The organism is Burkholderia sp. BCC1644, assembly GCF_902833225.1.
In the GTDB taxonomy this organism is placed as follows: Bacteria; Pseudomonadota; Gammaproteobacteria; order Burkholderiales; family Burkholderiaceae; genus Burkholderia.
The window spans coordinates 138,176-161,787 of sequence record NZ_CADFEI010000019.1 but is presented as its reverse complement, the minus strand read 5'-3'; the positions used below and the strand labels follow the sequence as shown (position 1 = coordinate 161,787).

General features: G+C 68.8%; 21 protein-coding genes. 8 read left to right on the top strand and 13 right to left on the bottom strand.

Annotated elements, in window-relative coordinates; translation table 11 throughout:
• Positions 1 to 335 precede the first annotated feature (335 nt).
• From adk to lpxK, 4 genes are all read right to left on the bottom strand, one after another.
• Positions 336 to 998 carry an adenylate kinase gene (gene adk, locus HWX87_RS30575; RefSeq protein ID WP_059233378.1) on the bottom strand — a complete coding sequence of 221 codons (663 nt, stop codon included), beginning with the start codon at positions 996 to 998 and terminating at the stop codon, positions 336 to 338.
• A gap of 208 nt (positions 999 to 1,206) precedes the next feature.
• Entirely contained in the window at positions 1,207 to 1,998 is a 792-nt protein-coding gene (gene kdsB / locus HWX87_RS30570) for a 3-deoxy-manno-octulosonate cytidylyltransferase (RefSeq protein WP_059233379.1), read from the bottom strand.
• 100 nt (positions 1,999 to 2,098) lie between these two features.
• Entirely contained in the window at positions 2,099 to 2,293 is a 195-nt protein-coding gene (locus HWX87_RS30565; RefSeq protein ID WP_006482216.1) for a Trm112 family protein, read from the bottom strand.
• Entirely contained in the window at positions 2,274 to 3,302 is a 1,029-nt protein-coding gene (gene lpxK, locus HWX87_RS30560; RefSeq protein ID WP_176050714.1) for a tetraacyldisaccharide 4'-kinase, read from the bottom strand. Before lpxK ends, HWX87_RS30565 begins: the two co-directional genes overlap by 20 nt.
• Before the next feature lie 450 nt (positions 3,303 to 3,752).
• Between lpxK and xseA the strand changes: the two genes are divergently transcribed.
• Both xseA and sodB read left to right on the top strand, forming a co-directional pair.
• Complete coding sequence (gene xseA / locus HWX87_RS30555) at positions 3,753 to 5,135, top strand: exodeoxyribonuclease VII large subunit (protein ID WP_176050713.1); 1,383 nt, start codon at positions 3,753 to 3,755, stop codon at positions 5,133 to 5,135.
• 227 nt (positions 5,136 to 5,362) lie between these two features.
• Entirely contained in the window at positions 5,363 to 5,941 is a 579-nt protein-coding gene (gene sodB, locus HWX87_RS30550; RefSeq protein WP_011352986.1) for a superoxide dismutase [Fe], read from the top strand.
• Between the two features lie 104 nt (positions 5,942 to 6,045).
• Here the strand turns inward: sodB and chrA are convergent, their stop codons facing one another.
• Both chrA and HWX87_RS30540 read right to left on the bottom strand, forming a co-directional pair.
• Positions 6,046 to 7,257 (bottom strand): chromate efflux transporter, encoded by a 1,212-nt coding sequence (gene chrA, locus HWX87_RS30545; RefSeq protein ID WP_176050712.1) that lies wholly within the window; start codon positions 7,255 to 7,257, stop codon positions 6,046 to 6,048.
• A gap of 87 nt (positions 7,258 to 7,344) precedes the next feature.
• On the bottom strand, positions 7,345 to 8,052 hold the full coding sequence (locus HWX87_RS30540; RefSeq protein ID WP_176050711.1) for a Crp/Fnr family transcriptional regulator: 708 nt from the start codon (positions 8,050 to 8,052) through the stop codon (positions 7,345 to 7,347).
• 81 nt (positions 8,053 to 8,133) lie between these two features.
• Here HWX87_RS30540 and HWX87_RS30535 point away from each other — a divergent pair, with 81 nt between their 5' ends.
• The 3 genes from HWX87_RS30535 (at position 8,134) to HWX87_RS30525 (ending at position 10,411) form a co-directional block, all read left to right on the top strand.
• Positions 8,134 to 8,658, top strand: coding sequence for an Mpo1-like protein (locus HWX87_RS30535; RefSeq protein WP_176050710.1), 525 nt, complete (start codon positions 8,134 to 8,136; stop codon positions 8,656 to 8,658).
• Positions 8,651 to 9,697, top strand: a complete 1,047-nt coding sequence (locus HWX87_RS30530; protein ID WP_176050709.1) for a 2-dehydropantoate 2-reductase — start codon at positions 8,651 to 8,653, stop codon at positions 9,695 to 9,697. The genes HWX87_RS30535 and HWX87_RS30530 overlap by 8 nt, the downstream gene beginning before the upstream one ends.
• A gap of 108 nt (positions 9,698 to 9,805) precedes the next feature.
• Positions 9,806 to 10,411, top strand: coding sequence for a methyltransferase domain-containing protein (locus HWX87_RS30525; protein ID WP_176050708.1), 606 nt, complete (start codon positions 9,806 to 9,808; stop codon positions 10,409 to 10,411).
• 19 nt (positions 10,412 to 10,430) lie between these two features.
• Here the strand turns inward: HWX87_RS30525 and HWX87_RS30520 are convergent, their stop codons facing one another.
• Both HWX87_RS30520 and mdtD read right to left on the bottom strand, forming a co-directional pair.
• Positions 10,431 to 11,702, bottom strand: a complete 1,272-nt coding sequence (locus HWX87_RS30520; protein WP_176050707.1) for an EAL domain-containing protein — start codon at positions 11,700 to 11,702, stop codon at positions 10,431 to 10,433.
• Positions 11,703 to 11,894: 192 nt separating this feature from the next.
• Positions 11,895 to 13,331 (bottom strand): multidrug transporter subunit MdtD, encoded by a 1,437-nt coding sequence (gene mdtD / locus HWX87_RS30515; RefSeq protein ID WP_176050706.1) that lies wholly within the window; start codon positions 13,329 to 13,331, stop codon positions 11,895 to 11,897.
• 218 nt (positions 13,332 to 13,549) lie between these two features.
• On the opposite strand from mdtD, the gene HWX87_RS30510 reads away from it, so the two are divergent.
• The gene (locus tag HWX87_RS30510) at positions 13,550 to 13,873 is read left to right on the top strand and encodes a DUF2917 domain-containing protein (protein WP_176050705.1); all 324 of its coding nucleotides are present in this window, start codon (positions 13,550 to 13,552) and stop codon (positions 13,871 to 13,873) included.
• Positions 13,874 to 14,061: 188 nt separating this feature from the next.
• Positions 14,062 to 15,453 (top strand): CoA transferase, encoded by a 1,392-nt coding sequence (locus HWX87_RS30505; protein ID WP_176050704.1) that lies wholly within the window; start codon positions 14,062 to 14,064, stop codon positions 15,451 to 15,453.
• Between the two features lie 21 nt (positions 15,454 to 15,474).
• Here HWX87_RS30505 and HWX87_RS30500 read toward each other — a convergent pair whose 3' ends face one another.
• The gene (locus tag HWX87_RS30500) at positions 15,475 to 16,221 is read right to left on the bottom strand and encodes a GntR family transcriptional regulator (RefSeq protein ID WP_174384412.1); all 747 of its coding nucleotides are present in this window, start codon (positions 16,219 to 16,221) and stop codon (positions 15,475 to 15,477) included.
• 166 nt (positions 16,222 to 16,387) lie between these two features.
• Here HWX87_RS30500 and HWX87_RS30495 point away from each other — a divergent pair, with 166 nt between their 5' ends.
• Positions 16,388 to 17,233, top strand: a complete 846-nt coding sequence (locus tag HWX87_RS30495) for an aldo/keto reductase (RefSeq protein ID WP_176050703.1) — start codon at positions 16,388 to 16,390, stop codon at positions 17,231 to 17,233.
• Positions 17,234 to 17,260: 27 nt separating this feature from the next.
• Here HWX87_RS30495 and HWX87_RS38140 read toward each other — a convergent pair whose 3' ends face one another.
• The 4 genes from HWX87_RS38140 to HWX87_RS30470 all read right to left on the bottom strand — a co-directional run bounded on the left by HWX87_RS38140 (position 17,261) and on the right by HWX87_RS30470 (position 23,516).
• Positions 17,261 to 19,213 carry a hypothetical protein gene (locus tag HWX87_RS38140; RefSeq protein WP_244137794.1) on the bottom strand — a complete coding sequence of 651 codons (1,953 nt, stop codon included), beginning with the start codon at positions 19,211 to 19,213 and terminating at the stop codon, positions 17,261 to 17,263.
• Positions 19,214 to 19,510: 297 nt separating this feature from the next.
• Positions 19,511 to 20,527, bottom strand: a complete 1,017-nt coding sequence (locus HWX87_RS30480) for a HoxN/HupN/NixA family nickel/cobalt transporter (protein WP_176050700.1) — start codon at positions 20,525 to 20,527, stop codon at positions 19,511 to 19,513.
• A 163-nt stretch (positions 20,528 to 20,690) separates the two neighbouring features.
• On the bottom strand, positions 20,691 to 22,796 hold the full coding sequence (fusA, locus tag HWX87_RS30475) for an elongation factor G (protein ID WP_176050699.1): 2,106 nt from the start codon (positions 22,794 to 22,796) through the stop codon (positions 20,691 to 20,693).
• Positions 22,797 to 23,015: 219 nt separating this feature from the next.
• Positions 23,016 to 23,516 (bottom strand): DUF192 domain-containing protein, encoded by a 501-nt coding sequence (locus HWX87_RS30470; RefSeq protein ID WP_176050698.1) that lies wholly within the window; start codon positions 23,514 to 23,516, stop codon positions 23,016 to 23,018.
• Positions 23,517 to 23,612: the final 96 nt, after the last annotated feature.

Genomic DNA, 23,612 nt, shown 5'->3' with positions numbered 1-23,612 from the left:
AACCCGCGAATATCAGTGTGATCCACCGTCGAGTTTTACTGCTACGTCGCCCTCAGGAAATTCGTATGACATGTACTTGAGAAGCTGAAAACCGATCCCCATTGACACGCGAAGTCATATCAGTGCTCAGGGCGATCCCATGCAAAGCGGTTGTTCTGTCCGACGCTGATCCATCGGCTGAAGGGCCAGCGCGCCGCGAGTGGGCGAGGCACGCATTCGAGCGATTGTACGGGGCGTCGTCACGTGAAGGCGATAAACGCACGATCGTGCAAATCCCGGCCGGGCAAAAAAAACCGCCCGGAAAGGGCGGTTCTTGCGGGTGCGCGACGCGCTGCTTACTTCAGTGCGTCAAACGCGCGCTCGCGGATTTCCTCGACGGCGCCGAGGCCCGAGATCTTGCGATACTGCGGCGCCTTCAGGCCGTTTTCCTCGCCGCGCTGCGCCCAGTCGCCGTAGTACGTGATCAGCGGCTTGGTCTGCGCTTCGTACACTTCGAGACGCTTCTTGACGGTTTCTTCCTTGTCGTCGTCGCGCTGGATCAGCGGTTCGCCCGTCACGTCGTCGTGGCCTTCGACCTTCGGCGGGTTGAACTTGACGTGGTACGTGCGGCCCGATGCCGGGTGCGTGCGGCGGCCGCTCATGCGCTCGATGATTTCCGAGAACGGGACGTCGATCTCGAGCACGTAGTCGATCGCGACGCCGGCTTCCTTCATCGCGTCAGCCTGCGCGATCGTGCGCGGGAAACCGTCGAACAGATAGCCGTTCGCGCAGTCGGATTCCTTCAGGCGCTCCTTGACGAGGCCGATGATCAGCGCGTCCGGCACGAGCTTGCCGGCGTCCATGTAGCCCTTCGCCTCGACGCCGAGCGGCGTGCCGGCCTTCACGGCCGCGCGCAGCATGTCGCCCGTCGAGATTTGCGGGATGCCGAATTTTTCCTTGATGAAGTTTGCCTGGGTGCCCTTTCCCGCGCCGGGCGCGCCCAACAGGATCAAACGCATGGTGATATCTCCAAGTATGTAGATTCGTGTGGCGAGCCTCAAAGGCGTCGGCGACAGCGGGCGCGGGGCTTGCCTGGCGCGCGGCGGGCCGGTCTGATGCGGCGCGTCGACTTGGGCGACGCGCGGCTGCCGGCAGGGCCGCGGGCGGGGTCAAGCGAGGACGCGCTGGTCGCGGACGGCTCGCACAATCGCCTGATTATGCCACGGGTTATTTTGAACCCGGCTGAAAAAGGGCCTGCACGCGCGCGAGATCGGCCGGCGTGTCGATTCCGGCTTCGGGCGCGGACTCGGTGATCAGCACTGCGATGCGCTCGCCATGCCACAGCGCGCGCAGTTGTTCGAGCTGCTCGGCCTGTTCGATCGGCGCCTGCGCGAGCGACGGATAGGTGCGCAGGAAACGCGCGCGATACGCATAGAGCCCGATGTGCCGGTAGACCGGGAAAGCCGGTGCCGGCATGGCTGCGACGTCGGGCCAATGCGGCTGGTACGCGTCGCGGCTCCACGGAATCGGCGCACGCGAGAAGTACAGCGCGACGCTCTGCGCGTCGAGTGCGACCTTCACGACGTTCGGGTTGAACACGTCGGCCGCGTCGTGGATCGGGTGGGCGGCGGTCGCGATCGCGCAGGCCGGATGCGCGGCGAGGTGCGACGCCACGTCGCGCACGAGCACGGGGTCGATCAGCGGCTCGTCGCCCTGCACGTTGACGACGACGGTGTCGTCGCTCCACCCGAAGGCCGCCGCGACTTCCGCGAGCCGGTCGGTGCCGGACGGATGGTCGGCACGCGTCAGCACCGCTTCGAAGCCGTGGTCGCGCGCCGCGTCGAGCACGCTCTGCGCGTCGGAGGCGACGAGCACCTGCTGCGCGCCTGCTTCGCGTGCGCGCTCGGCGACGCGCACGACCATCGGCTTGCCGCCGAGATCGGCGAGCGGCTTGTTCGGAAGGCGCGTCGACGCGAGCCGGGCGGGAATGACGGCGATGAAGGGTTGCGGGTGAGTCATCGGGGATGGGCGGTGAGGGGAGCGGGCGCGCGGCGCGTCCGGAGCCGGTCGGCCGGCAGGGTTCGGTACCCCGGCCGAGGCCGGGGCGCTGTCGGGCGGCTTAGCGGCCGGCCGGATCGACCGGCGTGCCTTCGACGGTCTGGCGCGCTTCGTCGACGAGCATCACGGGGATGCCGTCGCGGATCGGGTAGGCGAGCTTGTCCGCGTTGCAGATCAGCTCCTGCGCGGCGCGGTCGTAGTGGAGCGGGCCTTTGCAGATAGGGCACACAATGATTTCAAGCAGGCGAGCGTCCACGGAGTTTCTCCACAACGAGGGCAATGAGGCGAGGGTCGAGCGCGGCTTCGACGGGGACCACCCACAGTCGAGCGTCGCGCCAGGAAGCGCCCAATTTTACTGCATCCTTCTCTGTGATCAGGATTGCGTCGACGGCATCGTCGACGAATGGATTGTCGGCGAATGCGTAGTGGTCGGGCAGCGCGCGCGTCGCCGGCGCGAGACCGGCCGCGCGCAGCGTCGCGAAGAAGCGTTCCGGCGCACCGATGCCGGCCGCGGCAAGCACGCGCTCGTTCGCGAACTGCGACAGCGGACGGCGCAGCGCGGGCTGGTCGAGGTGCCACGCGGCGCCCGGCGTCAGCGCGAGCGCGTAGGTGTCGGGCCAGGGCGGCAGCGCGCCGCTGTACGGATCGTTGACGAGCGTCGCGTCGCGGTGCCGCGACAGCGGCTCGCGCAGCGGCCCGGCCGGCAGCAGGAAGCCGTTGCCGCCGAGCCGGTGGTCGAACACGACGAGTTCGACCGTGCGCGCGAGGCGGTAGTGCTGCAGGCCGTCGTCGCTGACGATCACGTCGACGTCCGGATGCGCGGCGCGCAGCGCCTGCGCGGCCGCGACACGATCGGGGCACACCCACACGGGCGCGCCGGTGCGGCGGGCGATCAGCAGCGGTTCGTCGCCGCCGGCGCCGGCGCGCGACGCGGGCGTGACGGCGGTCGGCGCCTTCACGTTCGCGCCGTAGCCGCGCGACACGACGCCAGGCGTGAAGCCGGCCGCGCGCAACGCGTCGACGAGCGCGATCACGGTCGGCGTCTTGCCGGTGCCGCCGACGGTCACGTTGCCGACCACGACGACGGGTACGCCGACGTCGACCGGCTGTTTCCACCCCTGCGTGTAGGCGGTACGTCGCAGCGCTGCGCACAGGCCGAACACGCAGGCGAACGGCGTGAGCGCCCAGGCGAGCGCGCCGCGCCGCTGCCATTCGCGTGTCAGGTGCGCTTCGAGCCGCGCGAGCGGGCCGCCGGGCGCGCTCATCGGGCCGGGCGCGGCGCGTCGTGCGCCGCGGCGTGGGACGGATTCGTCAAGGCGGATTCTCCGTTGGGCGGCACATGCCGCGGGATCTGCGGAAGGCGGCACTCTAGCGCGCCGCACGCCGGCGCGGCAAGCGCGACCGGCCGACGCAGCCCGCGGGGACGGATCGCGGCGGCCTGTGGATAACTCTGTGAAAAACTCCCCGCTCGATCACCTCAAACGCCCGCCGGGTGGGCATCGAATCGGATGAGAATCATTTCGAAAGGTTTAAAAATCTATAAAAATCAATGCGTTATCGCGAATCGTCTGGTTTTTTCAGCGGTTTTAATGCGTTTTAGGCGGAAGATTGCCAAAGTGTGGACACCTTCCGCGTGCCACGGCGAATGCGGCCGGCGCTGGACGTCGAGCGCGTGTCGGACTATCGTGTCGCCGCCAGCATTCATCCGACCGCCCATGCCTTCCGACTCCTCTTTTTCCGCACCCGGCGCGACGCGCGGCGGCGACGAAGTGATTCCCGTTTCGGCGCTCAATCGCGCGATTTCGACGATGCTCGAGCGTTCGTTTCCGCTGTTGTGGATTTCGGGCGAAGTATCGAATTTCACGCGTGCCGCGAGCGGCCACTGGTATTTCTCGATCAAGGACCAGCAGGCGCAGATGCGCTGCGTGATGTTCCGCGGCCGTGCGCAGTACGCGGAATTTACGCCGCGCGAAGGCGACCGGATCGAGGTGCGAGCGGTCGTCACGATGTACGAGCCGCGCGGCGAAGTGCAGCTCAACGTCGAGGCCGTGCGGCGCACCGGGCAGGGGCGCCTGTACGAGGCGTTCCTGCGGCTGAAGGCGCAGCTCGAAGGCGAGGGCCTGTTCGCCCCCGAGCGCAAGCGGCCGTTGCCGGCCCACCCGCGTGCGATCGGCATCGTCACGTCGCTGCAGGCCGCCGCGCTGCGCGACGTGCTGACCACGCTCGCACGCCGCGCGCCGCACATTCCGGTGATCGTCTATCCGGCGCCCGTGCAGGGCGCCGGTTCCGCCGAGAAGCTCGTTGCGGCCGTCGAGGCCGCGAATGCGCGTCGTGAGGTCGAGGTGCTGCTCGTCTGCCGCGGCGGCGGCTCGATCGAGGATCTGTGGTCGTTCAACGACGAAGCGCTGGCGCGCGCGATCGCGGCGAGCGAATTGCCGGTCGTCAGCGGTGTCGGGCACGAAACCGATTTCACGATCGCGGACTTCGCGGCCGACCTGCGCGCGCCTACGCCGACCGGCGCGGCCGAGCTCGCGAGCCCCCAGCGCGCGCTGCTGCTGCGCGAGGTCGACGACCGCCAGCGTGCGCTCGCGCGCGGCATGGCGCGCCGGCTGGAACAGCGCGCGCAGCAGCTCGACTGGCTTTCGCGCCGGCTCGTGAGCCCGGCCGAGCGGCTGCACCGGCAGCGTACGCACGTCGAGCAGCTCGCGGTGCGGCTTGCGTCGGCGGCGTCACGGCCGGTGCGCGATGCGCGTGCGCGTTTCGCGCTCGTGCAGCTGCGCTGGCAGCGTGCACGGCCCGATCCGTCGCAGGCACGCCAGGCGCTCGCGGGGCTGTCGCAACGTCTCACGGTTGCGTTGCAGCGCCGTCACGAGCGCGACACGGCGCGTGTGTCAGCCTGTGCGGCACGGCTCGAGGTGCTGAGCCCGCAGCGCACGCTCGAGCGCGGCTATGCGGCGCTGATCGATGCGCAGACGGGCCGCGCGGTGCGTGCGCCGAACGCGCTGAAGCCGCAGCGGCGCCTGACCGTGCATCTGGCTGAAGGCTCGGCCGACGTGTCGCTCGCCGACGTGCAGCCGCGCCTGACCGATACGATCTGACGTAACCGCTGCAAGCGGAGCGGAGGTTGCCGCGACGGACGCATCGTGCGCGGGAACGGAGGCTGCGCATCGTCGGGTTCGTCCGGCCGGACGATGCGCAAACATCGCTTTTCCGCATACTGCGGATAAATGGCCCGTGAGTTTGCGGGGTTATTCGTCCTCGCCTACAATCGGACGCTCGGCAGCATCCAACACAGCCTCCCTACATACTCAACGAAGGAATCGCCATGGCTCATACGCTCCCGCCGCTCCCGTACGCTGAAGACGCACTCGCGCCGACCATCTCGCTCGAGACGATCCAGTACCACTACGGCAAGCACCATCAGGCTTATGTGACGAACCTGAACAATCTGATCCCGGGCACGGAATTCGAAAACCTGTCGCTGGAAGAGATCGTGAAGAAGTCGTCGGGCGGCATCTTCAACAACGCCGCGCAAATCTGGAACCACACGTTCTTCTGGAACAGCCTGTCGCCGAACGGCGGCGGCGCACCGACGGGCGCGCTGGGCGACGCGATCAACGCGAAGTGGGGTTCGTACGACGCATTCAAGGAAGCGTTCACGAAGGCCGCAGTCGGCACGTTCGGTTCGGGCTGGGCATGGCTCGTGAAGAAGGCCGACGGTTCGCTCGACATCGTGTCGACGAGCAACGCAGCGACGCCGCTGACGACCGCCGACAAGGCACTGCTGACGATCGACGTGTGGGAACACGCGTACTACATCGACTACCGCAACGCACGTCCGAAGTTCGTCGAAGCGTTCTGGAACATCGTGAACTGGGACTTCGCAGCGAAGAACTTCGCGTAAGTCCGGCCCCTGCGCGCCGCCATGGCGCGCGGCACCCAGCAAAAAGCCCTCGAAACGAGGGCTTTTTTGTTTTTGTCGCGCGGGAAAGCGGCGCGCTTGCCGGATCAGGCGGCCAGGCCGAGCCCCCAGCCGAGTGCCGCGCTCGCGATCACGACGGCCCAGGGCGGCACGCGCCAGAACACCAGCGCGACGTAGGCGACGAGCGCGGCGGCCAGGTCGCGCGGTGCGAGGATCGTGTCGGTCCAGACCGGGTGGTAGAGCGCGGCGAGCAGCAGTCCGACGACGGCCGCGTTCACGCCCGCGAGCGCGGCCTGCATGCGCGTGCTGCGACGCAGGCGTTCCCAGAACGGTGCCGTGCCGGCAATGAGCAGGAACGACGGCGCGAAGATCGCGACCAGTGCGATCGTGCCGCCGAGCCAGCCGTTCGGCGCGTCGCGCAGCGACGCGCCGAGGAACGCCGAAAACGTGAACAGCGGTCCCGGCATGGCCTGCGCGACACCGTACCCGGCGAGGAACGTCGCATCGCCGACCCAACCGGGCGCGACCACGGCCGCCTGCAGCAGCGGCAGTACCACGTGCCCGCCGCCGAACACGAGCGCGCCGGTGCGGAAGAACGCATCGACGACGGCGAGCGTATCGGAGTGGAGCGCGCGGGCCGCGAACGGCAACGAGACGAGCAGCGCCGCGAACAGCGCGAGCCACAGCAGGCCTGCGCGATGCGACACGTGCAGCGGCAACGGTTCGTGCGCGTCGCGTGCCGGTTGCGGCAGCAGTGCGAGGCCGGCCGCACCGGCCGCGACGATCACCGCGATCTGCGTCCACGCGGCCGGCGCGAGCAGTGCGCCGCACGCGGCCGCGGCCATCAGCGTGACGCGGCGCGCATCGGGGCACAGTGTGCGCGCCATCCCCCAGACGGCCTGCGCGATCACCGCGACCGACACGATGCGCAGCCCGTGCAGCGCGCCGGCTTCGATCGGCGCGCCCGTCGCGTGAATGCCGAGCGCGAACAGCATCATCAACAGCGCCGACGGCAGCGTGAAGCCGAGCCACGCGGCGAACATGCCCGCATAGCCGGCGCGCGCGAGGCCGATTGCCATCCCGACCTGGCTGCTCGCAGGCCCCGGCAGGAATTGGCATAGCCCGACGAGATCCGCATACGTGCGTTCGGTGAGCCAGCCGCGCCGCGTGACGAACTCCGCGCGGAAGTAGCCGAGGTGCGCGACCGGGCCGCCGAACGACGTGAGGCCGAGCCGCAGGAACGCGACGAAGACGGGCCACGGATGGCGGGACGGGGCGGCGTCGGTCGATGGATTCAAGGCGGGGCGAGGGGAGAACAGACGAGCCGCCACGATAGCGCAACGCGGCGGCGGCAGGGCAACGTATGACAGCGCGGTGCGCGTTGCTCAGCGCGTACCGTCCCCCAGCCCGCTCGCGCGCCGCAGCGCGTCGATATCCACGAGCTCGATCTCGCCGACATGCAGCCGCACGACGCCGTCGGCCTGCAGCGCCTTCAGCAACTGGTTGGTGGTCTGCCGCGTGATCGACAGCATCGACGCGAGCGTTTCCTGCGACAGCCGCACGCGCGTGCGCCCGGCGCTGATGCCGCCATAGCCGTCGGCGATCATCAGCAGGCGGGCGGCGAGTCGTTGCGCGGCCGGCATCACGCTCATCGACTCGACGGTCAGGAAGCTCAGGCGCAGCTTCTGCGCCATCAGCAGCGCGAACTGCCGCCAGTATTGCGGCGTCGCATCGAGGATCGCGAGCAGCGCGGCCTGCGGGACGTGCAGCAGCAGCGCGTCGTCGAGCGCGATGGCGTCGTGGGTGCGCGGCTGGCCGTCGAACAGCGCGATTTCGCCGAACCACGTGACGGGCTCGGCCACCGTCAGCAGCGCTTCCTTGCCCTGCGGGTCGACCGCACCTATCGTGAGTGAACCGGCCAGGACCGCATACAGCCCGCACGGCGGGTCGCCGCGCCGGAACAGCGCGTGGCCGGCCGGCAGGCGGCGCAGCACCGCACCGGCGACCAGGTCCGCGCGCAACGCGGGCGGCAGCGCGGCGAACCACGGGTTCGCTTCGATCTGCGGCAGGTACGGGGCGAGCGGAGCAGGCATGGATACGCGATGTCGGGTAGCTGACAGAGGTTCTCGGGCGTGACGCGCATCATAGCGCTCAATAACCGACCAGGAGACGCGATGAAGACGCTCGAAGACCATCTTTCGCAGTATGCGGCCTACCACCGTGACGCGCGCAACATCGCGACGCATCTGGTCGGCATCCCGATGATCGTGTTCGCGGTCGAGGTGCTGCTGTCGCGGCCGGCGCTCGGGATGCTGGCCGGCATCGCGCTGTCGCCGGCGCTGCTGCTCGCGGTCGCGTTCGTCGTGTTCTACCTGCGCCTCGACCTGCGGTTCGGGCTCGTGATGACCGTGCTGTTCGCGCTCGGCCTGTGGGCCGCGCAGTCGCTCGCGTTGCTGCCGACGGCGCAATGGCTCGCGACCGGCATCGGCGCGTTCGTCGTCGGCTGGATCGTGCAGTTCGTCGGGCACTGGTTCGAGGGACGCAAGCCCGCGTTCGTCGACGATCTGGTCGGGCTGATGGTCGGGCCGCTGTTCGTCGTCGCCGAAGTCGCGTTCTTCGCGGGGCTGCGCGGCGACGTGCGCCGCGAAGTCGAGCGGCGTGCCGGCCCCGTGCACGGCGGCGCGCACTCGCATGTCTGACGCGCCGGTCTGCGTGTTCGGCGCAGGCGCCGTCGGCTGCTATCTCGGCGGCCGGCTCGCGGCCGGCGGCGCGCACGTGACGCTCGTCGGCCGTGCGCGGATCGGCGATGCGATTCACCTGCACGGGCTCACGCTGACCGACCAGCGCGGCTATCGCGCGACGCTCGCGCCGGCCGATGTCGCGTTCGCGACCGCTCCGGCCGCCGCGGCCGACGCGCGGCTCGTGCTGGTCGCGGTGAAATCGGCCGCGACGCGGGACACGGCCGCGCAGCTGGCCGGCGTGCTGCGGCCCGGCACGGTCGTGATCAGCTTCCAGAACGGCCTGCACAATGCCGACGTGCTGCGCGACGCGCTGCCGCAAGCGACCGTGCTGGCCGGCATGGTGCCGTTCAACGTGATCGAGCGCGGTCCCGGCGCGTTTCACCAGGGCTCGGCCGGCGCGCTCGCGGCCGACGCGTCGCCCGCGCTGCAGCCGTTCGCCGGCGCATTCGCGCGCGCCGGGCTGCCGCTCGCGCTGCATCGCGACATGCCGGCCGTGCAGTGGGCGAAGCTGTTGCTCAACCTGAACAACGCGGTCAATGCGCTCGCGAACCTGCCGCTGCGCGACGAACTCGCGCAACGCGCGTACCGTCGCTGCGTCGCGCTGGCCCAGCGGGAGGCGCTGCACTGGCTGGCGCGGGCCGCGATTCGCCCGGCGCGGCTGACGCCGTTGCCGGCCGGCTGGATCCCTGCCGTGCTCGATCTGCCCGATGCGGCTTTCCGTGTGCTCGGCGGCCGGATGCTTGCGATCGACCCGCTGGCGCGCTCGTCGATGTCCGACGATCTTGCGGCGCGCCGCGCGACGGAAGTCGAGTGGATCAACGGTGAGATCGTGCGGCTGGCCGCGCGCTTCGGCGCACCGGCGCCTGTCAATGCGAGACTGTGCGCGCTCGTCCACGACGCCGAGGGCGCGGTCGTGCGCCCGGCATGGCGCGGCGACGCGCTGTGGGCCGAGCTGGCCGCGCAGGCGCCACGCACGGGCGACGTGCGGGCCGCCTAGCCCGGCTTCAGACGATCGCCGGTGCGGGCCTCGCGTGCGGCACCACAGGCCGGGCGCAACGGCTAAGATGCGGGGTGCGTCATACGACGCCTATGCGGAGCACTCACCATGGTGGATCGCCCGACGCTCGACGCGTACGACGCCCATGCCGCGCAATACGCGCAGGACTGGCTCGACCAGGCCGCACCCGACGACATGTACGCGCTGCTCGAACAGCATTTCTCGCCGGGGCCGACCGCGGACGTCGGTTGTGGCGCGGGTCGCGATACGGCCTGGCTTGCGTCGCGCGGCTTCGACGTGCGTGGCTACGATGCGAGCGCCGCGCTGCTTGCCGAGGCGCGGCGGCACCATCCGGACCTGAGCTTCGAACTCGCCACGCTGCCGGCGCTGGCCGGCGTGCCATCCGGCGCGTTTCGCAACGTGCTGTGCGAAACGGTCGTCATGCATCTCGAGCAGGCCGATGCGGCGGCCGCCGCCGCGCGGCTGGCCGATCTGCTGATGCCGGGCGGCACGTTGTACCTGAGCTGGCGGGTGGCCGGAAACGGCACGTTGCGCGACGAGCGCGGTCGCCTCTATACGGCACTGGATTCGGCGCGGATGCATGCGGCGCTCGGCGCCGGCGTGCAGGTGATCGACGAGCACGAGGTCGTCAGCGCCTCGTCCGGCAAGCGTGTACACCGGTTGATCGTGCGCAAGGCGGCCGGCGCCGCGTGAAGGCGGCGCACGGTCGCGCTTACTGGTTGAGCGCCGCTTCCCAGTTGATGTCGACGCAGAGCACCTGCATGCCGGTCGCGGCCGGTGCGGCGATCGACGCCGTCACGCACAGGTGCGCCTCGTTGATCGACAGGTAGGGCGGCGTCAGGTGCACGCGGCCCGGCGCGCGCATGGCGTCGATGAAGTACGGGCGACGTTCCCAGCTGGCCCCTTCGGAATGCAGCAACGGCCGGAAGCGCTTCGCGCGTTGCGACACGCTGCCGCGCGCGAGCACGTTGTCGCCGATCTGGCGCCCCGATGCATCGAGCAGGAAGCAGCGTGCGGTCTCGGGCAATCCGAGCACGGCGGCCGCCGCTTCAGTAAGCGATTCGCCCGCGACGAGCTTCTGGCTCGCTTCCTCGAGCGCGGTGACGTACGGCGCGAGCCGTTCCGCCTGCGTGCGTTCGCGCTGCGCGACGCGCAGCCGCAGCGCGGCCGACAGCGTATCCATGCAACCCGCCGCGGCCTGCGGCTGCACGGGATCGACGCTCGGCCCCGCGAAATACTGACCCTGCACGAAATCGACGTCGCATTCGAGCGCGATCAGCGCGTCGCGTTCGGTCGACAGGCCGCCCATCAGCACGAGCTGGCCGGATTCGTGCAGCAGCGACACGAGCCCCGGCAGCACGCGTTCGAGGTGCGAGTGCTCGCTCGCCTGCGCGAGGATGCCGCGGTCGAGCGTGACGATGTCGGGATGCAGGTGCCACACGCGGTCGATGTTCGAATGCTTCGCGCCGAACCCGACCAGCGCGATCAGGAAGCCGGCCTTGCGCAGCCCGTCGACGATCGCCGCGTAGCGCGGCGTCTCGCCGCCGGCCTGCTCGGGCACCTCGAGCACCACGCGGTGCGGCGGCAGCCCGAGCGCCTTCAGGTTCGCGAGCAGCGCGTCGCCGTAGATGGTGTCCATCAGCGCAGCCGGATGCAGGCTCAGGAAGAGCCATTCGTCGTGACTGTCGAACGCGTGGAAGTTACCGAGATGCAACGATTCGGCGAGCCGGCCGAGCTCGAGCAGATCGCCGCGGCGCGCCGCCTGCGTGAATACCTCGTGCGACGCCACCTGGCGGCTTTCCTCGTCGTGTGCGCGCAGCGACGCGTGATAGCCGATCGCGCGGCGGTGCGACACCGAGAAAACGGGCTGGAACACGCTGAACACGGTGTAGCCGCCGTACAGCACGGTGCGCCGGTTCCCGTCGTCGCCGGCGACGGGGCGGGGCGGCTGAAAGCCGGGGGGATCGATTTCGATCATGCTCATGATGTCGGCCGATGGAAGACTGCCAGTTTACCTAGAGAATAGGCGAGCAAGAAGCATGCACGGCATCGCGCCGCGTGCGGCCGCCCGTCGCGGCCGGGAAAGGGCGCCTCGACGCGCGCGTCGCCGGGGCGATCTGCACCGCAATGGTGCGTTCGGCGGCGGCGCGGCCCCCGAAACGGCGCGCGCCGCGCGTCACGTGCGCTCGGACGGGTCGGTCTTGCGCGCGGTGCTGCGGATCTCGGGCGCGAGCTGCGCGAAGATCCATGCCGACGCGGCGGTGATGATCCCGACGCAGATGAAGGTCGCGTGGAACGCCGGCAGCGTATTGCTCGGCGTCACGGTGCGCAGCATGCCCGTGAAGGTCGCGAGCAGCGCGCCCGCGACCGTGACGCCGAGGCTCATCGACAGCATCTGCACGAGCGAGAACAGGCTGTTGCCGCTGCTCGCGCCGCCCGTGCCGAGATCCTTCAGCGTCAGCGTGTTCATCGCGGTGAACTGCATCGAGTTGAAGCCGCCGAACAGCGCGAGATGCACGACCTTCACCCACACCGGCACCGAGTCGTGCATCAGCGCGAAGCTCGCCATCATCACGCCGACCATGATCGTGTTCGCGAGCAGCACCTTGCGGTAGCCGTGCTGCGTGATCAGCCGCGTGATGATGCGCTTCGAGAACATCCCGGCCGCCGCGACCGGCAGCATCATCAGCCCGGCCTCGAACGCCGAGTAGCCGAGGCTCACCTGCAGCAGCAGCGGGATCAGGTACGGCATCGCGCCGCTGCCGATCCGCGCGAACAGGTTGCCGAGCAGCCCGACGCTGAACGTGTGGATTCTGAACAGTTCGAGCGAGAAGATCGGTTGCGGCGCGCGCACCGCGTACAGCCCGTATGCGACGAAGCACGCGAGGCTCAGGATGAGCAGCACGAGCACGGCCGCGTGCTGCATGCCGAGATCGGCGAGCCCGTCGAGCGACAGCGAGATGGCGATCATGCCGATCGTCAGCAGCAGATAGCCCTTCAGGTCGAAGCGGCCGACGGCCGGGTTGCGCGAATCGGGCATCGAGTAGAAGGTCGCGATGCAGCCCGCGACGCCGACCGGCACGTTGATCAGGAAGATCCAGTGCCACGACGCGATCTTCACGAGCCAGCCGCCGAGGGTTGGCCCGATCAACGGGCCGATCAGGCCGGGAATCGCGACGAACGACAGCGCGGCCAGGTAGCGCTCGGCCGGAAAGGTGCGCAGCACCGCGAGCCGCCCGACCGGCAGCAGCATCGCGCCGCCGACCCCCTGCACGACGCGGAACGCGACGAGCTGCGTGAGCGTATGCGCATTCGCGCACAGCAGCGAGCCGAGCGAGAACACCAGGATCGCGCTGAAGAATACGCGCCGCGTGCCGAAGGTGTCGGCGAGCCAGCCTGACACGGGGATCATCACCGCCATCGTCAGCGAGTAAGCGATCACGACCGACTGCATTCGCAGCGGCGATTCGCCGAGGCTCGCGGCCATCGACGGCAGCGCCGTGTTGACGATCGTCGAATCGAGCGTCTGCATGAAGAAGCCCGTCGCAACGAGCCAGAGCATCACGGTGAGATTCTTTTCGCCGGGGGCGGCGGCAGGCGGACGCTGGAACATGAGGGCGGGGCGGTGGCGCGGGACAGCCGACATTGTAGGGAAAGCCGATGGCCCGTGCAGGTTCGGCGCATGGTGTGGCGCGAATTCCGGCGGTCGGATGCCGTCCCCGTCGCCCGACCAGTACAGTTCAGTCAAAAGTGTCTGCAGCCGTATCTGTCCGCGTGCCGCCACTGTCCGAAATACTGGTGCCATCGAACCCGTGCGACCAGGAGGCTGCCATGCGCGAACTGCGACTTTACGTGATCGACGGCGACGAGCCGGCCGGACGGTGGCGGATCGTCGACCGCACCGCACTGCAGGTGGCGGACGGTGACGTGTGGGTGACGGTCGAGGGCAGGCTCGACGACTACTGGCTGGGCGCCGGCGATTCGCTGACGTTCGAGCCCGGCGTGCGCGTGTGGGTCAGCGCGGGGCCGCGCGGCGCCACGTTCGCGTTCGGGCCGCACGCGGCCCCGGCCGTGCGTGTTGCGCACGCGTGGTGGCGGCCGCTCGTCGCATGGCGCGATGGCCGGCGCCATGCGGCCGCGTCGCTGCCGACGTAGTGTGCGCGGGGCGCATGTGTGCAGGAGGGCGCTCGCCCGAACACGGCGGATGCCCGCGAATGTCGTGCCGATCGCACCGGTCGTGCAGCATCAAGCGCGCCCGCACGTGGATTCTCGCGATCCGGATTGATTGCGGCGGGCGCGAATTCTAGACTCGATTTCGTGTCCTCCATCGCGCCCCGTTCACCATGACGCCCGAACTCGCATTGACGCATCTGTGGCAACTCGCGCGCGGCGATCGCGGCGCGCTGGCCCGCGCGACCGTGACGGGGCAGGACCCGGCGCTGCCGTCGACGTTTCATGTCGGCACGCTCGCGGCGGCGACGATCGCGGCTGCCGGGCTCGCGGCAGCCGAATGCCACCGGCTTCGCACGGGCGTAGCGCAATCCGTCGGCGTGTCGGTGCGCGATGCGCTGATCGCGTTCCGCAGCGAACGCTACCTGCGCGTGGACGACGGCCCGCCGCCGGAGTTGCGTCATCCGGTGACGGGCTTCTTCGAGACGGGTGACGCACGCTGGATTCAGCTGCATGCGAACTTCCCGCATCACCTGCGCGGGATTCTCGACGTGCTCGGTTGCAGCGCGCAGCGGGACGACGTCGCTGCCGCGATCCGCACGTGGGACGGCACGGCGCTCGATACCGCGCTGGCCGAGGCCGGTCTGTGCGCGGCATTGATCAGAACCCCTGACGAATGGGTGGCGCACGCGCAGGCGCACGCAATCGCATCGCTGCCGCTGTTCGAGATCGAGCGGATCGGCGACGCGCCGGTCGAGCCGATCGGCCGCGGCGAATCCGGACAGCCGCTCGCGGGCGTGCGCGTGCTCGATCTCACGCGCATCATCGCGGGGCCGGTCGCGGGCCGCACGCTGGCGTCGCACGGCGCGCAGACGCTGCTCGTCAACGGGCCGCACCTGCCGAACATCGCGCCGCTGGTGATCGACAACGGGCGCGGCAAGCGTTCGACGTGGATCGACCTGCGCGATACGGCGGGCGTCGACGCGTTGCACGCGCTCGTGCGCGACGCGGACGTGTTCCTGCAGGCGTACCGGCCCGGCGCGCTCGCGGCCCGCGGTTTCGCGCCGCAGGCGCTGGCGGAGCGGCGGCCCGGCATCGTGTGCGTGTCCATCTCGGCGTACGGACAGGCGGGGCCGTGGGCGCAGCGGCGCGGCTTCGACAGTCTCGTGCAGTCGGCGAGCGGAATCGCGTGGCAGGAGCAGCACGCCGCGCACGCGGACGCGCCGCGCCATCTGCCGTGCCAGGCACTCGATCATGCGACGGGGTATCTCGCGGCGTTCGGCGCGATGATCGCGCTCGCGCGGCGTGCACGCGAAGGGGGAAGCTGGCACGTGCGGATGTCGCTCGCACAGACGGGGCGCTGGCTGCAGGCGTTCGGCAACGTGCCGGGCGGCCTGAGTGCGCCCGATCTCGCGGCCGCCGACGTGCGTGACCGGATCGATCGCATCGCGTCGCCGTTCGGCATGCTCGATACCGTGCGGCCGGCCGAGCGGTTGTCGGCTACGCCGCCGGCGTTCGCGCGGCCGCCCGTGCCGCCCGGCACCGATGACGCGTACTGGCTGTAAGCGCCGGCCGCACGGCCGGCGTTACTTGCGCAGCTCGACGACGAAGTCGTAGTAGTCGTTGCGGCAGTAGGTATCGGTCAGCTCGATCGCGCGCTGGTCCGACGTATAGCCGATCCGCGTGATCAGCAGCAGCGCGTCATGCGGCGCGATGCCCATCTGTTCGGCGATCTCGTCGGTCGCGTTGACCGCGCGGAAATGCTGCAGCGCGCGCACGATCGGCGTGCCGCGCGCTTCGAGATAGCTGTACAGCGACCCGCCGATCGCTTGCGGATCGGGAATCAGCGTCGCGGGGAAGGTCGAGTTCTCGACGGCCATCACGATGCCGTCGGCGAGGCGCAGGCGTTTCAGGCGTGTAACGGATGCGGCAGGCGATAGTCCGAGCTGGATCACTTCGTCTCGGTTCGCCGGCTGAATTTCGCGCGCGAGCCATTGCGAACTCGGCTTGAAGCCGCGGCGCTCGAGCATTTCGCTGAAGCTCGACAGTCGCGACAGCGGATCCTCGTAGCGCGGCTGGATGAAATTGCCCGCGCCCTGCGTGCGGCGGATCAAGCCCTGCTCGACGAGCAGCGCGATCGCCTTGCGCGCGGTGATGCGCGACACGCCGAGCGCATCGGACAGCACGCGCTCCGAAGGCAGGGCCTCACCGGCCGTCCAGCGGTTGTCGTGGATCGCGTCGCCGAGCTTGCGGGCGAGCTGCAGGTACAGCGGCGTGTCGTTGTCGGGGTCGGGGCGCAGGTCTTGCCACCGGTCGTCCGTGGGTGACTTCATGGAATGGGTATCGATCAGGTTGCGGCCATTCTAAGTCATCATGCGGCGCCGTTATAGCCGGTTTTTGCCATGCAATAGGCCGCCGCCGTGCCGATTGACTACACTGACGCGTCGTATTCCATGCTTCGGCCGCGGCGCGCGGCCACGAATCCGCAACGAGGAACGCATGACAGACACGATCGCCAGGGTCGTCCTGCCGGACGGCGAGACGATTCCGAAGCTCGGACAGGGTACCTGGGAAATGGGCGAGCGGCCGGCCCGTCGAGCGGACGAGATCGCCGCGCTGCGCGAAGGCATCGAACTCGGGATGACGCTGGTCGATACGGCCGAGATGTACGGCGACGGCGCGACCGAGGAACTGGTCGGAGAAGCACTCGCGGGCCTGCGCGACGACGTGTTTCTCGTCAGCAAGGTCTATCCGCACCATGCGAGCCGGCGCGGTGTCGTCGCCGCGTGCGACGCGAGCCTCAAGCGCTTGCGCACCGATCGCCTCGACCTGTACCTGCTGCACTGGCGCGGCTCGGTGCCGCTCGAGGAGACGGTCGAAGGTTTCGAGGCGCTGCAGCGCGCGGGCAAGATCCGTCGCTGGGGCGTGAGCAACTTCGATACGGCCGATATGGAAGAGCTCGTCGACGAGGCGGGCGGCGGTGCCTGCGCGACCAACCAGATCCTCTACAACATCGCGCGGCGCGGACCGGAATTCGACCTGCTGCCATGGCTCGCCGATCACCGGATGCCGGCCATGGCGTACAGCCCGGTCGACCACGGGCGGTTGCCGAAGCGTTCGCCGCTCGACGAGATCGCACGGCTGCGCGGCGTGTCGGTGATGCGCGTCGCACTGGCATGGGTGCTCGCGCAGCCAGGTGTATTCGCGATCCCGAAGGCATCGAGGATCGAGCACGTGCGCGACAATCGCGCCGCGCTCGATTTCGAATTGAGCGATGACGAGCGCGCGCAGCTTGACGCGTATTTCCGTCCGCCACGCAACAAGCGCGCGCTCGAGATGCTCTGACGGCACTCGGTCGGGCAACGCTTCCGGTCAGTGGTTGCCGCCGGACGATCCGCCGTTGCCGTGACCGCCGCCATTGCCGTTGCCGGTACCGTGGCCATTGCCGACACCGTTGGCGCCGCCATTGCCGGCGCCACCACTGCCGTTGCCATTGCCGTTGCCGCCGCCATTGCCGTGGCCACCGTTGCCGTTGCTGCCGCCGTTGCCCGAGCCACCGTTGCCGTTACCTTGGCCACCGTTGCCGCCGCCATTGCCGGAGCCGCCGTTGCCGGAGCCGCCGTTGCCGCCGGCACCGTTGCCGCCGCCATTGCCGGAGCCGCCGTTGCCGCCGGCACCATTGCCATTACCGCCACCGTTGCCGGAGCCGCCGTTGCCGTTACCATGGCCACCGTTGCCGCCGCCGTTGCCTGAGCCGCCGTTGCCGTTACCACGGCCGTTGCCAACGCCATTGGCACCACCATTGCCAGCGCCACCACTGCCGTTGCCATTGCCGTTGCCACCGCCATTGCCGTGACCGCCGTTGCCATGGCTGCCACCATTGCCGTGACCACCACTGTCACCGTTGCCATGGCCGCCACCATTGCCGTGACCACCACCGTCACCGTTGCCATGGCCACCACCATTGCCATGACCGCCGCCATCACCGTCGCCATGGCCGCCACCGTTGCCGTGACCGCCGCCGTCACCATCGCCATGGCCACCACCATTGCCGTGACCGCCGCCGTCACCGTTGCCATGGCCACCACCATTGCCATGACCACCGCCGTCACCATCGCCGTGGCCGCCGCCGTTGCCGTGACCGCCGCCGTCACCATCGCCATGGCCACCACCGTTGCCGTGACCGCCGCCGTCACCATCGCCGTGGCCGCCACCGTTGCCATGACCGCCGCCGTCACCATCGCCATGGCCACCGCCGTTGCCGTGACCGCCGCCGTCACCATCGCCATGGCCACCACCATTGCCGTGACCACCGCCGTCACCATCGCCATGGCCGCCACCGTTGCCGTGACCGCCGCCGTCACCATCGCCATGGCCGCCACCGTTGCCGTGACCGCCGCCGTCACCATCGCCGTGGCCGCCGCCGTTGCCGTGACCACCGCCGTCACCGTCGCCGCCACCTCCGTGTCCGCCATGGCCTCCGCTACCCGAAGTGCCGCCACCGGAAGTGCCGCCACCTGAAGTGCCGCCACCGGAAGTGCCGCCACCGGAAGTGCCGCCGCCCGAAGTGCCGCCACCCGAAGTGCCGCCACCGGAAGTGCCGCCACCCGAAGTGCCACCGCCCGAAGTGCCGCCGCCCGAAGTGCCGCCACCCGAAGTGCCGCCGCCCGAAGTGCCGCCACCCGAAGTGCCGCCGCCCGAAGTGCCGCCACCCGAAGTGCCGCCGCCCGAAGTGCCGCCACCCGAAGTGCCGCCACCCGAAGTGCCGCCACCTGAAGTGCCGCCACCCGAAGTGCCGCCACCTGAAGTGCCGCCGCCCGAAGTGCCGCCACCCGAAGTACCACCACCCGAAGTACCGCCACCCGAAGTGCCGCCACTTGAACCACCGTTACCGCCGTTGCCGGACGAGTTGCCTCCGCGGCCCGTGCCGCTCGTCCCGCCGGACGTTCCACCTGTCGTTCCACCGGTACCGGCAGGTCCGACGGCACCGTTGCCGTTATTTCCGCCGCTACCGTTGCCGCTACCACTACCGTTACCCGGTCCGGGACTACCGCCGCCATTGCCGCTCGGGCCGGCACCATTACCGCCGATACCCCGACCGGCATAGACGTGCACCGCGCACGCAGCCGGATTGGCTGCGCATGACGAAGCGTCTGCGACCACCATCATGATGGTGTCCGCGCTGGCGTTCGCGTCGGGCTCGGAGTCAGCTGTGGTGGTTTGTGCGACGGCATACGAGCAGCAGCACGCGAACGCGGCTGCGGCCAGCAAGGTTGCACGAGGGCGCCGTCCCGCCGGGCGGGACGGTTGTTTCGTCTTATGCATCATGGCCTCCCCATGCGCGCGATGCCTCGTTGCCGCGCGGCTATCTACGTGTGGTGCAGGGGGCCAGCAAAGATTCGTTGTCCTGTCGGCGGCCGATTGCCTTCGGGCCGGCGCATGACGCCAGCCGCGAACGCGGATCGGCACGCGGGCCCGCCGTGCGAATCCCTATCTGCGAGATTCGTGCCATCGGCCGCTTGTGCCCGTCGCGCAATGCGCGCGCGGGTACGCGACGGGTGCATGCAACGTCTTGGGGGAAAATTGTTTCCGGAATGAAACGTCTGAGCGTTCGCGCGTGGTTCAGCGCGCCGGCGCGTCGGCGGCGCGCTGCCAGCGGTGGAACAGGATCGACGCGATCCAGCAGACGAGGAACAGCGCGACGATGCCGTAGCCGATCGAGCCGAAGCGTTCGCCGAGCGCATCGAGCGCGTCGCGCACGGGGCCCGTCAGCGACAGCTTGTCGGCCAGCAGGCCGGCCGCCTCGATCCCGCCGATCGCCAGTGCAACGGCCGCCGACACGAACGTGATGCTCGCGTTGTAGAGCAGCTTGCGCTGCGGGTCGTCCATCGCCCAGCCGTATGCATGAATCATCAGCACATTGTCGGTCGAGTCGATCAGCGTCATGCCGGCGGTGAACAGCGCGGGAAACAGCATGACCGTGTAGACGGGCAACCCCTGGCTCGCTTGCGCGGCAGCGATCGCGAGCAGGCCGATTTCGGTTGCAGTATCGAAACCTAGCCCGAACAGCACGCCGACCGGATACATGTGCCAGCTCTTCGACACGAACCGGAACAAGGGGCGCAGCAGTCGTGAAACGAGCCCTGCAGGCCGATGCACGTGCGCGTCGTCATGCGCGTGTGCGTGTCCGGGAGCGCGGCGATAACGTCGCCATACGTCGCGCAGGATCATCAGGTTCACGCACGCGAGCACGAGCAGGAAAGTGGCCGATACGGCCGTGCCGATCGTGCCGCCGATCTCGCGGAACGCATCGAACCGGTCGCGCAGTGCGAACGCGGTCAGCGCGATGCCGAGCGTCGCCGCGATCACGATCGTCGAATGGCCGAGCGAAAAGAACAGGCCGACGCTCACCGGACGCTGGCCGTCCTGCATCAGCTTGCGCGTCGCGACGTCGATCGCGGCGATGTGATCGGCGTCGACCGCGTGACGCAGCCCGAGCCCGTACGCGATCGCCGCGGTGCCGAGCAGCAGCGGATGGTCGCGCAGCACCGCGAGCGCCCACAGCCACACGGCGACGTTCGCGGCGATCAGGCCGGCGTAGAGCATCAGCAGACGGCGCAGGGCAGGGGTGGGTGGCATCGGGCGGGTTCCATCTGACGAATCGCGATCCATTGTGGCATGCGAAAAAAATGCCTGGCGTACCGATCAAAAAACCGCGAACGCAGCGCGCGCCGGATGAAAAAAAGCCCGTCCGGAACCGGACGGGCTTGCGTGCAGGCGACGGGGCGTGAACGCCCGGCGCTTACTTCGTCTTCGCGCTGATCACGCCTTCCGACACGTTGGCCGGCGTTTCCGCGTACTGCTTGAACTCCATCGTGTAGGTTGCGCGGCCCTGCGTGGCCGAACGTAGCGACGTCGAATAGCCGAACATCTCCGCGAGCGGCACCTCGGCGCGCACGAGCTTGCCGCCACCGCCGGCGATATCTTCCATCCCCTGCACGATGCCGCGCCGGCTCGACAGGTCGCCCATCACGTTGCCCATGAAGTCCTCGGGCGTCTCGACCTCGACTGCCATCATCGGCTCGAGCAGCACCGGCTTCGCGCGGCGCATCGCTTCCTTGAACGCCATCGACCCGGCCATCCGGAACGCGTTTTCGTTCGAGTCGACGTCGTGGTACGAACCGAACGTCAGCGTGACCTTTACGTCGACGACCGGATAGCCCGCCAGCACGCCGCTCTTCAGCGTTTCCTGGATGCCCTTGTCGACCGACGGAATGTATTCGCGCGGAATCACCCCGCCCTTGATCGCGTCGACGAACTCGTAGCCCTTGCCGGGGTTCGGCTCGAGCGTGATCACCGCATGCCCGTACTGGCCACGGCCGCCCGACTGCTTGACGAACTTGCCTTCGACGTCCTTCGCCGGCGTGCGCACCGTCTCGCGATACGCGACCTGCGGCTTGCCGACCGTCGCTTCCACGCCGAATTCACGCTTCATCCGGTCGACCAGAATTTCGAGGTGAAGCTCGCCCATCCCCGAAATGATGGTCTGCCCGGATTCTTCGTCGGTCTGCACGCGGAACGACGGATCTTCCTGCGCCAGACGGTTGAGCGCCAGGCCCATCTTTTCCTGGTCGGCCTTCGTCTTCGGCTCGACGGCCTGCGAAATCACCGGCTCCGGGAAAATCATGCGTTCGAGCACGATCGGGTGCGCCGGATCGCACAGCGTGTCGCCGGTGGTCGCTTCCTTCAGGCCGACGGCCGCCGCGATGTCGCCCGCTCGCACTTCCTTGATTTCCTTGCGCTCGTTCGCGTGCATCTGCAGGATCCGGCCGAGCCGCTCCTTCTTGTCCTTCGTCGCGTTCAGCACCGTGTCGCCGGATTCGACCACGCCCGAATACACGCGGAAGAAGATCAGCTGGCCGACGAACGGATCGGTCATGATCTTGAACGCGAGCGACGAGAACGGATCCTCGTCGTTCGGATGACGTTCCGCTTCCTTGTCGTGCAGGTCATGGCCGAGAATCGCGGGCACGTCGGCAGGCGACGGCAGGTAGTCGATCACCGCGTCGAGCATCGCCTGCACGCCCTTGTTCTTGAATGCGCTGCCGCACAGCATCGGGACGATCTCGTTCGCGATCGTGCGTTTGCGCAACGCGGCCTTGATCTCGTCCTCGCTCAGCGATTCATGGTCGTGCAGGTACTTCTCGAGCAGTTCCTCGCTCGCTTCCGCGGCGGCCTCGACCATCTTCTCGCGCCACTCGTGCGCGAGCTCGACGAGGTTCGCGGGGATGTCCTCGTACGTGAACTTCACGCCCTGGCTTTCGTCGTCCCACACGATCGCCTTCATCTTCACGAGATCGACGACGCCCTGGAAATGATCTTCCGCGCCGATCGGAATCTGGATCGGCACGGCGACGCCTTTCAGGCGCTCGCCGATCTGCCGCTGCACGCGGAAGAAATCGGCGCCGATGCGGTCCATCTTGTTGACGAACGCGATGCGCGGCACCTTGTACTTGTTCGCCTGGCGCCACACGGTTTCGGACTGCGGCTGCACGCCGCCGACCGAGTCGTAGACCATGCACGCGCCGTCGAGCACGCGCATCGAGCGCTCGACTTCGATCGTGAAGTCGACGTGCCCGGGCGTGTCGATGATGTTGATGCGGTGTTCCGGATAGTTGCCGGCCATGCCCTTCCAGAAGGCCGTGGTCGCCGCCGACGTGATCGTGATGCCGCGTTCCTGCTCCTGCTCCATCCAGTCCATCGTGGCCGCGCCGTCGTGCACTTCACCGATCTTGTGGCTCACGCCGGTGTAAAACAGGATGCGCTCGGTCGTCGTGGTCTTGCCGGCATCGATGTGAGCGCTGATCCCGATATTGCGATAGCGCTCGATGGGGGTTTTGCGGGGCACGTGAACCTCCTGGTGGTTCGGATCGTAAGCGAGCCGGCTGGGCCGGCCCGGGCTGGAACAAGCGAGACTTAAAGCATAGCGCTTGCGCGTGGCTTTTGCAGATGCGGCCGGCGCCGGCGGAATCAAGCCGGACAGCACCACCGGCAGGCGAAAAAAAACCGGCGCGCAACGGGCGGCCGGCTTCGGTCGATGCGCGGCGCGACGCCGCGAAAAGGGCCGTTACTGGGCCTTCGGCAGGCCGTCGAGCTTCATGCCGGGCTTGATGCCCTTGGCCGCGAACCAGCCCTTGCTCATTTCGAGCGCGTAGACGCCGTTGTTGCGCGGGCAGTGGTTGTCGGTCGTCTCCGCCCGCATCTCGTCGATGTCGGTGATCGTGCCGTCAGCGCGGATGAACGCGATCGACAGCGGGATCAGCGTGTTCTTCATCCAGAAGCAGTGCACGGCGTTTTCGTTGAAGACGAACAGCATGCCTTCGTTCGGCGCGAGCTGCGAGCGGTACATCAGCCCCTGTTCGCGGTCGGCGTCGTTCGCGGCGACGGCCGCGTCGATCACGTACATGCCGGCGCGCAGCTTCACGCGCGGGAACTCGCTCGGCTGCTTGGCGCCGGGCGGCATCTGCGCGCTGGCGGCCTGCATGCCGAACGCGAGGACGGCGAGCGCGGCGGGAAAGACGGCGGCGCGCGCTAGGCGGCCGAGCGACGAGCGCAGGGAGAATTGCACAGCATGGCTCCTGTCTGGAAAACGAGACCCGCATGGTACGCGATGCGCGCCGGCGGGCACACAAAAGAAAAAGGCAGATCGCCTTGCGGTGATCTG